We start from the raw sequence: 9113 nt of genomic DNA on the forward strand, positions 1-9113 counted from the left end.
GGAAACGCGATTTCATGGTCCGATCCCAGCACAGGCACGCCGGTCGGCGGCCGATAGGCTGGCGCGGTGCGTCCCGCCCTGACCGACTATCAGCACCTGGCCAGCGGAAAAGTGCGTGAGCTCTACCGCATCGACGACGACCACCTGCTGTTCGTCGCCACCGACCGAATCTCGGCGTTCGACTTCATCCTGGACACCCCCGTCCCGGACAAGGGCCGAATCCTCACCGCGATGAGCGTCTTCTTCTTCGACCTGGTCGACTCGCCGAATCACCTGGCCGGTCCGCCGGATGACCCCCGTATCCCCGCCGAGGTGCTCGGCCGCGCGTTGGTGGTCCGCCGGCTCGACATGGTTCCGGTGGAATGCGTCGCCCGCGGCTACCTCACCGGCTCGGGCCTGCTGGACTACCAGCGGACGGGCGCGGTCTGCGGTATCGAACTCCCGCCGGGACTCGTGGAGGCCAGCAGGTTCGACCAGCCGCTGTTCACCCCGGCGACGAAAGCCGAAGCCGGCGCGCACGACGAGAACATCTCCTTCGAGCGGGTGGAGGAGATGATCGGCGCCGAGCGGGCCGGGCAGTTGCGGGAGGCGACCCTGAACACCTACCGCCAAGCCGCCCAACACGCACTGTCGAAGGGGATCATCATCGCCGACACCAAATTCGAGTTCGGCGTGGACGATTCGGGCCGACTCGTCCTGGCCGACGAGGTCTTCACCCCGGACTCCTCACGCTACTGGCCGGCCGACGGCTACACCGAGGGCCGGGTGCAGCCCAGCTTCGACAAGCAGTTCGTCCGCAACTGGCTCACCGGGCCGGAGTCCGGATGGGACCGGCACGGCACAGAGCCGCCACCGCCGCTGCCTGCCGCCGTCGTCGATGCGACCCGCGCCCGCTATATCGAGGCCTACGAACGCATTTCGGGTCTGCGCTTCGCCGACTGGATCGGGGCCGGCGCGTGACCGCCCCGGTTCCCAAGCGCGTCGAGGCCAGGCGCGTGCACCACGACGACGTTTTCCTCGACCCCTACGAATGGCTGCGCGAGAAGTCCGACCCCGAGGTCGTCGCGCACCTCGAGGCGGAGAACGCGCACGTCGAGGAGGAGACCGCCTACCAGGAGCCGTTACGGCAGAAGATCTTCGACGAGATCAAAGCGCGCACCAAGGAGACCGACCTGTCGGTTCCGCTGCGCCGCGGGAAATGGTGGTACTACGGCCGTAGCTTCGAGGGCAAGCAGTACGGCGTGCACTGCCGATGCCCGATATCCGGGCCGGACGACTGGGATCCGCCGGCTCTCGATGAGCACACGGACATCCCGCAGGAACAGATCCTGATCGACGAGAACGACGAAGCCGACGGCCACGACTACTTCGCCCTGGGTGCGGCCAGCGTCAGCCCGGACGGCGACGTCCTGGCCTACTCGGTGGACACCACCGGCGACGAGCGTTACACCCTGCGGTTCAAGGACTTACGGACCGGCGAGCTCTACCCGGACCGGATCACCGGCATCGCCGCCGGCGTCACGTGGGCGACCGACAGCGCCTGCGTCTATTACACGACCGTCGATGCGGCGTGGCGTCCTGACACCGTGTGGCGCCATCGACTGGGCCGCACCGGCAACGACGAGCAGGTGTTCAACGAGCCGGACGAACGGTTCTGGGTGGGGGTCGGCCGCACCCGCAGCGACGCCTTCATCGTCATCGCCGCCGGATCGGCGATCACCTCCGAGATCCGCGTCGCCGACGCCTCCGACCCGCAAGCCGAGTTCACCACCGTCCTGCCTCGCCGCGACGGCGTCGAGTACATCGTCGACCACGTCGTAGTCGGCGGCCAGGACCGCTTCTTGATCCTGCACAACGACGGGGCGCCGAATTTCACCCTCGTCGAGGCGCCGGTGTCCGATCCCACCGACCAGTTGACCCTCATTCCGGCGCGCGACGACGTGCGCCTGGAGGGCGTCGACGCCTTCGCAGGTCACGTCGTCGTCCACTATCGGCGGGAGGCGCTGCCCCGACTGCAGCTGTGGCCGATCGAGGCCCAGGGCTACGGGACTCCGGCGGAGGTGACCTTCGACTCCGAACTCATGGCCTGCGGGCTCGGTGGGAATCCGAACTGGGACGCGCCGCGCCTCCGGATCGGCGCGACGTCGTTCCTCACCCCGATGCGGATCTACGACATCGACCTGGAGAGCGGGGAGCGGACGCTGCTGCGTGAGCAGCCGGTCCTCGGCGGCTACCGGCGCGAGGACTATGTGGAGCGCCGAGACTGGGCACTCGCCGAGGACGGAACCCGGATCCCGATCTCGCTGATGTACCGCAAGGACGCCGAGTTTCCCGTTCCCACCGTGCTTTACGGCTACGGGGCTTACGAGTCCAGCGAGGATCCGCGGTTCTCCATCGCCCGGCTGTCGCTACTGGATCGCGGTATGATGTTCGCCGTCGCTCATATCCGCGGCGGCGGCGAGATGGGCCGGCTGTGGTACGAGCGCGGCAAACTGCTGGAGAAGAAGAACACCTTCACCGACTTCATCGCCTCCGGCCGACATCTCGTCGACGCCGGGCTGACCCGGCCCCGCAACCTGGTCGCCCTCGGCGGCAGCGCCGGGGGGTTGCTGATGGGCGCGGTGGCCAATATGGCACCCGATCTGTTCGCCGGCATCCTTGCGCAGGTTCCCTTCGTCGACCCGCTCACCACGATCCTCGACCCGTCGCTGCCGTTGACGGTGACCGAGTGGGACGAGTGGGGCAATCCAATGGAGGACCGCGACGTCTACTTCTACATGAAGTCCTACTCGCCGTACGAGAACATCGGAGCCAGGGATTACCCGGCGATCCTGGCGATGACGTCGCTCAACGACACCCGGGTCCTCTACGTCGAACCGGCGAAATGGGTTGCCGCACTTCGGCATGCGAAGACCGATCCGCATCCGGTGCTGCTGCGCACCCAGATGGCGGCGGGCCACGGCGGTATCAGCGGGCGCTACGAACGCTGGAAGGAGACGGCCTTCCAGTACGCCTGGCTGCTGGCGACCGCCGATCCCGGCCGGTTCGGCAGGGCATCGGACGGCTAGCGACCGGTACCGCCGGCGGTGGTGGCGATGCCGCCGTCGACCGGGATGACGGCGCCGTTCAGGTACGACCCGGCCCGGCTGGCCAGGAACACCGCGATGCCGGCCATATCGTCGTCGCGACCGATCCGGCGCAGGGGCGCCGAAGCCGCGATCGCCTCGCCGAACGCTTCCAGGGTGGCCGCCATCATCTTCGACGGGAACGGCCCCGGTGCGATGGCGTTGACGGTGATGTGCTGTGGCCCAAGCTCTTTGGCCAGCACCCGGGTCAGCTGGTGGATGGCGGCCTTGCTGGCCGAGTATGAGTAGGTGGGCATCGGGCTGACCTGGATGCCGTCGATGCTGCCGATGTTGATGATCCGGGCCGGATCGTCCTGGCTGCCGGCCTTGCGCAGTGCGGGCAGCAGTTCCTGGACCATCCAGAACGGCGACTTGACGTTGAGGTCGAGCACCCGGTCCCAGGCCGCGGCGGGAAAGCTCTCCAGCGACTCGCCCCAGGTCGCGCCGGCATTGTTCACCAGGATGTCCAGCGAATCGGTTCGGGCCAGAACGTCGGCGGCAAGTCGCTCGCACTCGTCCCGGCGCGCCAGATCGGCGGGCACCCCGCGGACCTCACCGAACTCCGAGAGCACCGCGACGGCCTCGTCGCAGGCGTCGGCCTTGCGCGAACTGATCACCACCGACGCGCCGGCCTGCAGCAGACCGCGGGCGATCATCAGGCCGATGCCCCGGGTGCCGCCGGTGACCAGCGCGGTCTTGCCGCCCAGCCCGAACAGTCGTTCCAGATCCGCTGCGCTCATCGTGAAAACCGTACCGAATTCTCCTCGGGCAGCACCCGGAAGTCGGTGTCGGTCATCTCGGTGAGACGGCCGTAGAAGATCGGAAGCGCCTGCGCCGCGATGATGCCCTGATGGATCGGCACCGCGTGACGGGGTGTGACCGCGCGCAGATAGTCGACGGCTTCGGAGATCTTCATCCACGGCGCGGCCGCCGGGGTGGCCAGCACCTCCACCTCCTCGCCGGGTACGAAGAGCGCGTCACCGGGATGCATGAGCCGGGCGGGATGTTCGGCATCCCCGACGAGATAGGAGATGTTGTCGATCACCGGGATCTCCGGATGGATGACCGCATGGCGGCCCCCGGCGCCACGGATCGTCAGGCCGTCGACGGTGAGTACGTCACCGGCATGCACCGCCCGCCAGTCCCCGCCGAGCATCGCCGCGGTCTGCGGGTCTGCGTACAAGGCCGCCTGCGGGTTGGCCTCAAGCAGTGCGGGAAGCCGTTGCGGGTCGGCGTGGTCGGGATGCTGGTGGGTGATCAGGATCGCCGAGAGTCCGGTGATGCCCTCGAAACCGTGCGAGAAGTTGCCGGGATCGAACAGCAACCGCGCACCACCACCGGCGACACTGAATTCCGCGAGCAGGCATGAATGACCGAAATGCGTCAATTCCATGAATACGATTGTGCTCGCTCACAGGAGGCTGCGGATGCGGATGGTCCTCGCAACAGTGGTGGTGGCCTCCTGCATCGCCGCGGCCCCGCCGGTTTCGGCCGAACCGGCCGGCACCTGCCCGCCAGCCTGTAACCGGATCCCGGACACCGCGTGGATCGCACCGTCGGCCATCCCGCTGCAGTCCACCTACTCCTGGCCGGCGTTGGCCGGGCTGGCGGTGACGGCGAGGGCGCCCCGGTTGAAGCTCGAGGAGGTGTGCGGCAGCCCTGTGATCCCCGATGATCCCCGCCGCTTCGCCATCGCCGAACGCGCGGAGGTCTCGAATCCCGCCGGTCAGTGGCAGCTGCATGCCCAGGTGTTGCACTGGCCGGGGGAGACCTGGTGGGCCGGGCGGCTCGCCCAGGAGACGCTGCAGGCCGCGGTCGCGGCGCTCAAAGCCTGTCAGTCCACCAACCCCACCGCCTCCGCCTCGCTCGTCGTCGACCAGCCGGACCGGGTGGCGGCGGCCATCAGCGGTCCGGTGGTCCTGCACGAGTACCTGCTGGCCGATCCGGTCAACAGCACCGTCACCGAACTCGCGCTGTGGTCCCGGGCGCCGGCCCGGACTCCGTGGCCCGCGGTGACCGACACCGACGTCCTCGATGCGCTGGGCGCGCCGCTGTGCACCGCCTACATCGGCTCCTGTCCCTAGACCGCCGGTAGGATCAGCGGCGCACCAACCGTCGACATAAGGAGCCTGCGTGCCCCGGGTAGTTGTGACCGTGATGCCGAAGGCCGAGATCCTCGACCCCCAGGGCCAGGCCATCGTCGGGGCGCTCGGCAGGCTCGGCCATCCCGGAATCGCCGAGGTCCGGCAGGGCAAACGTTTCGAGTTGGAGGTCGACGACACGGTGACCGACGACGAACTGGCCGAGATCGCCGAATCGCTGCTGGCCAACACGGTAATCGAAGACTGGGCCGTCACCCGGGACCCGGCATGACCGGCCAACGGGAAGCCGAAGGCGGATCGCGCATCAGCGCCCGGGTCGGGGTCATCACCTTCCCCGGGACCCTCGACGACGTCGACGCCGCCCGCGCGGTCCGACTGGCGGGAGCCGAGGCGGTGAGCCTGTGGCACGGCGACCACGACCTCAAAGGTGTCGACGCCGTCGTGGTGCCCGGCGGCTTCTCCTACGGCGACTACCTGCGCTGCGGTGCGATCGCGAAGTTCGCGCCGGTCATGACCGAGGTCATCGCAGCCGCCGGTCGGGGTATGCCGGTGTTGGGCATCTGCAACGGTTTTCAGATCCTCTGCGAGGCGGGTCTGCTGCCCGGGGCGCTGGCCCGTAACGCGGGCCTGCACTTCATCTGCCGCGACGTCTGGCTGAAGGTCGACTCGGTCACCAGCGCGTGGACCTCCCGCTACGAATGGGGCGCCGAACTGCTGGTGCCGCTGAAGTCCGGCGAAGGCCGTTACGTCGCAAGCGAATCGGTGCTCGACGAACTGGAGGGCGAGGGGCGAGTGGTGTTCCGGTACGCCGACAACCCGAACGGGTCGATGCGCGACATCGCCGGTGTCGCTTCGGCCAACGGCCGCGTGGTCGGCCTGATGCCGCACCCAGAGCACGCCACCGAGCCGTTGACCGGGCCGTCCGACGACGGGTTGGGGCTGTTCTACTCGGCGCTGGACGCGGTCCTCGTTTAGGCGGTCCGATTCGTCAGAACGGCGGCGGCCGGTTCCGCTCGGCGACGTGAGCGTCATTGAGCGCACGCTCGCAGGTGATGCGCCGGGCACGGTCGGCCGCGCGGGTTCGCCGCCTGGTCGGCATCATCAGCCCGCGGTCGTGTTCCGGGGCGGACAGCTCCGGCAGCGTCGCGGTCGTGGTGTTCCATCGGGGGAACAGCAGCCGGCTGCCAGGGCGGGTCGTGTACGTCTGCCCGGTCGGCGAGGTCCACACGATCGTGCCGTCGGGATACTGCACATCGCTCCAGCCGTCCGGACCCGTCCAAAAGGTCTTGAGCAGGTGGTGTTTTCGGCACTCCGCGCGGAGATTGGACGGATGCGTCGGCCCGAAGGGCCATGGGATCGCATGGTCGATGTCGCAGAACTCGGCCGGCCTGTCGCAGTTGGGAAAACGGCAGGTGAGGTCGCGGAGACGGATGAATTCGTCCAGCGCGGTCGACGGCCGGTACTGCGGTTCGGCGGCGTCCGGCGGCCGACGCAGGTGGCGCACCCTGGCGCCGGATCGAATCAACGCCGCGAGTAGCGGTGTCGGCACCACACCGCCGCCGACGAGTGCCGCCGACCCCGGTGCCGATGACACTGGATCCTCGGCGTTGGCAGGCTCGCCGGACATCTGCGGATCCGGTTCGGCGGTAAGGCAGTCCTCGTCCGCCAGCACGTGGATGACCACGCCGGCGGCGCGGCCGTCGGTCGCTGCGGCCGGGCAGCCCTCGTTGTCGCACTGGCAGTGCAGGTGCTGAGAGCCAGCGGCCAAAGCGCCGAGCGCGTCGGCGCGGCGCTGGGCGATGGTGCGGGGATCGTCGTCGCAGACGCCGTGGGCCATCTCGGTGAGCCGGCGCTCAAGCACGGCGGCATCTGTGGCCAACAGCCGTCCCCACAGTGACGCGGTGCCGCTCTCGTGGTTGGACGCCCCGATGGACACGTCTCGGCTGCGGGCACTGGCGCGGGTGCGCCGCAGGGCGGCTGGGTCGATCCGGTCCACCCAGACATCGATCGCCTGTTCCAGCTTGTACTGCGAGAGCGCATCCCAGCCGCCGGCTTCTTCCGCCAGCGCCTGGTCGAGTCGGGCCTTGGTCTCGCCGTCGGTGACCAGAGCCGTTCGCCATGTGACCGCATCGACCACACGGGCGCTCAGGCGCCCGGCGAGGAAAAGCGCCGCTATCGCGGGCAGACCGGTGATCGACATGGCCAGATCCATTTGCCTCGACGCGCGGGAGTGGCTGACGCCGAGCACTGCGGACACCTCGGCGGCCGCGGAATCCCAGTCGTCGCAGGCCCAGTCCGCACGTTCTCCTTCCGCGCAGCGACGGCGGGTCAGTTCCGCGACAGCGGCGAGTTTGTGCGCCGCGGCGGCCGACTCGGCGGCGTTCCACTCGCCGATGGCAGCCACCACGGCGGCGTCATCGGCCCCGCTGAACATCTGGTCGAACATAGGTTCGATTCTGTCACGCCCGTCCGACGGAATTGCGCCGACAGTAAGCCCGGCAGACCGGTCCGCGTCGGCAATGATGATCACCATGTCCACACGAGCCGGCGCACAAGGCCTGTGCGAGTTCATCGACGCCTCGCCCTCGCCGTTCCACGTCTGCGCCACGGTGGCCGAACGCCTGGGCGAGGCCGGTTACACCGAACTTTCCGAGACCGACCGCTGGGACGGCGCGGCGGCGGGCCGGTTCTTCACGGTGCGGGCCGGGTCGCTGATCGCCTGGCAGTCCGGGGCGTGGCAGAGCCCGACGCCCATGCCGTTCCGGATCGTCGCCGGTCACACCGACAGCCCCAACCTGCGGGTCAAGCAGCACCCCGACCTGGCGGTGGCCGGCTGGCAGGTGGTGGCGCTGCAGCCCTACGGCGGGGCGTGGCTGAACTCGTGGCTGGACCGCGATCTGGGCCTGAGCGGTCGAATCTCGTTGCGGGACAAGGGCGGCCGGCTTGAGCACCGGCTGGTCCGATTCGACGAGCCGTTGCTGCGGGTGCCGCAACTGGCCATCCACCTGGCCGAGGACCGCAACAGTGTGGCCCTCAGTCCGCAACGGCACGTCAATGCGGTCTGGGGTGCCGGCGAGCGGCCCCGGTCGCTGCACCAGTGGGTCGCGCGGCGGGCCGGGATCGCACCCGAGGATCTGTTGTCCGCCGATCTGATGACGCACGTCCTGGAACCGTCCCGGCTGATCGGCGCGGACGAGGATCTCGTCAGCGCACCGCGCCTGGACAACCAGGGCACCTGCTACGCGGGCCTGGAGGCGCTGTTGGACGCCGATCCCGGGGATCACGTCCAAGTCCTGGCACTGTTCGACCACGAGGAGGTCGGCTCCACGTCCGACCACGGCGCCCAGTCGGAGTTCCTGCTGACCGCCCTCGAGCGCATCGTGCTGGCGGCCGGCGGGGACCGCGAGGACTTCCTGCGGTTGACGACGGCCTCGATGGTCGCCTCCGGCGACATGGCGCACGCCACCCACCCCAACTACCCGGAGCGCCACGAACCCGGGCATCTGATCCGTGTCAACGGCGGACCGGTGCTCAAGGTCCAGCCGAACCTGCGCTACGCCACGGACGGCAGGACCGCGGCGGCATTCGAACTGGCCTGCCGCCAGGCCGGGGTCCCGTTGCAGCGCTATGAGCATCGCGCCGACCTGCCGTGCGGGTCCACCATCGGGCCGATGACCGCGGCGCGCACCGGTATCCCCACCGTCGACGTCGGCGCACCGCAACTGGCGATGCACTCGGCCCGCGAACTGATGGGCGCGGCCGACGTACCGGCCTACAGCGCTGCGCTGCAGGCGTTTCTGGAGCCCCGATGAGCCTGCGCGTCGAGATGATCACCGTTGATTGCACCGATCCGCGGCGGCTGGCGCAGTGGTGGGCCGAGGTGGTC

9 protein-coding genes are annotated in these 9113 nt (G+C 69.1%); 6 read left to right on the forward strand and 3 right to left on the reverse strand.

Annotated features, from left to right (window positions below; translation table 11 throughout):
- Positions 1-66 precede the first annotated feature (66 nt).
- Positions 67-960, forward strand: a complete 894-nt coding sequence (locus ADBZ5U_RS12125) for a phosphoribosylaminoimidazolesuccinocarboxamide synthase (protein WP_526265760.1) — start codon at positions 67-69, stop codon at positions 958-960.
- A complete protein-coding gene (locus tag ADBZ5U_RS12130) occupies positions 957-3068 on the forward strand; it encodes a S9 family peptidase (RefSeq protein WP_526265762.1) in 2112 nt (703 codons plus the stop codon). The genes ADBZ5U_RS12125 and ADBZ5U_RS12130 overlap by 4 nt, the downstream gene beginning before the upstream one ends.
- On the opposite strand, the gene ADBZ5U_RS12135 is transcribed toward ADBZ5U_RS12130, so the two are convergent.
- Together ADBZ5U_RS12135 and ADBZ5U_RS12140 are read right to left on the reverse strand one after the other, a co-directional pair.
- Complete coding sequence (locus ADBZ5U_RS12135) at positions 3065-3865, reverse strand: SDR family oxidoreductase (protein ID WP_526265764.1); 801 nt, start codon at positions 3863-3865, stop codon at positions 3065-3067. The two genes, ADBZ5U_RS12130 and ADBZ5U_RS12135, sit on opposite strands and share 4 nt — an antisense overlap.
- The gene (locus ADBZ5U_RS12140) at positions 3862-4518 is read right to left on the reverse strand and encodes an MBL fold metallo-hydrolase (RefSeq protein ID WP_526265766.1); all 657 of its coding nucleotides are present in this window, start codon (positions 4516-4518) and stop codon (positions 3862-3864) included. The genes ADBZ5U_RS12135 and ADBZ5U_RS12140 overlap by 4 nt, the downstream gene beginning before the upstream one ends.
- A gap of 34 nt (positions 4519-4552) precedes the next feature.
- On the opposite strand from ADBZ5U_RS12140, the gene ADBZ5U_RS12145 reads away from it, so the two are divergent.
- From ADBZ5U_RS12145 to purQ, 3 genes are read left to right on the forward strand one after another with little or no spacing between them, the layout of a single operon-like run.
- The gene (locus ADBZ5U_RS12145; RefSeq protein ID WP_526265768.1) at positions 4553-5209 is read left to right on the forward strand and encodes an ATPase; all 657 of its coding nucleotides are present in this window, start codon (positions 4553-4555) and stop codon (positions 5207-5209) included.
- A 49-nt stretch (positions 5210-5258) separates the two neighbouring features.
- Complete coding sequence (gene purS / locus ADBZ5U_RS12150) at positions 5259-5498, forward strand: phosphoribosylformylglycinamidine synthase subunit PurS (RefSeq protein WP_526265770.1); 240 nt, start codon at positions 5259-5261, stop codon at positions 5496-5498.
- Positions 5499-5530: 32 nt separating this feature from the next.
- The gene (gene purQ / locus ADBZ5U_RS12155) at positions 5531-6202 is read left to right on the forward strand and encodes a phosphoribosylformylglycinamidine synthase subunit PurQ (protein WP_526265776.1); all 672 of its coding nucleotides are present in this window, start codon (positions 5531-5533) and stop codon (positions 6200-6202) included.
- A gap of 13 nt (positions 6203-6215) precedes the next feature.
- Here the strand turns inward: purQ and ADBZ5U_RS12160 are convergent, their stop codons facing one another.
- The gene (locus ADBZ5U_RS12160; RefSeq protein WP_526265772.1) at positions 6216-7673 is read right to left on the reverse strand and encodes an HNH endonuclease signature motif containing protein; all 1458 of its coding nucleotides are present in this window, start codon (positions 7671-7673) and stop codon (positions 6216-6218) included.
- Between the two features lie 85 nt (positions 7674-7758).
- Here ADBZ5U_RS12160 and ADBZ5U_RS12165 point away from each other — a divergent pair, with 85 nt between their 5' ends.
- Positions 7759-9039 carry a M18 family aminopeptidase gene (locus tag ADBZ5U_RS12165; protein WP_526265774.1) on the forward strand — a complete coding sequence of 427 codons (1281 nt, stop codon included), beginning with the start codon at positions 7759-7761 and terminating at the stop codon, positions 9037-9039.
- Positions 9040-9113: the final 74 nt, after the last annotated feature.

Origin of the sequence: Mycobacterium sp., from assembly GCF_040398885.1 — a bacterium.
In the GTDB taxonomy this organism is placed as follows: Bacteria; Actinomycetota; Actinomycetes; order Mycobacteriales; family Mycobacteriaceae; genus Mycobacterium.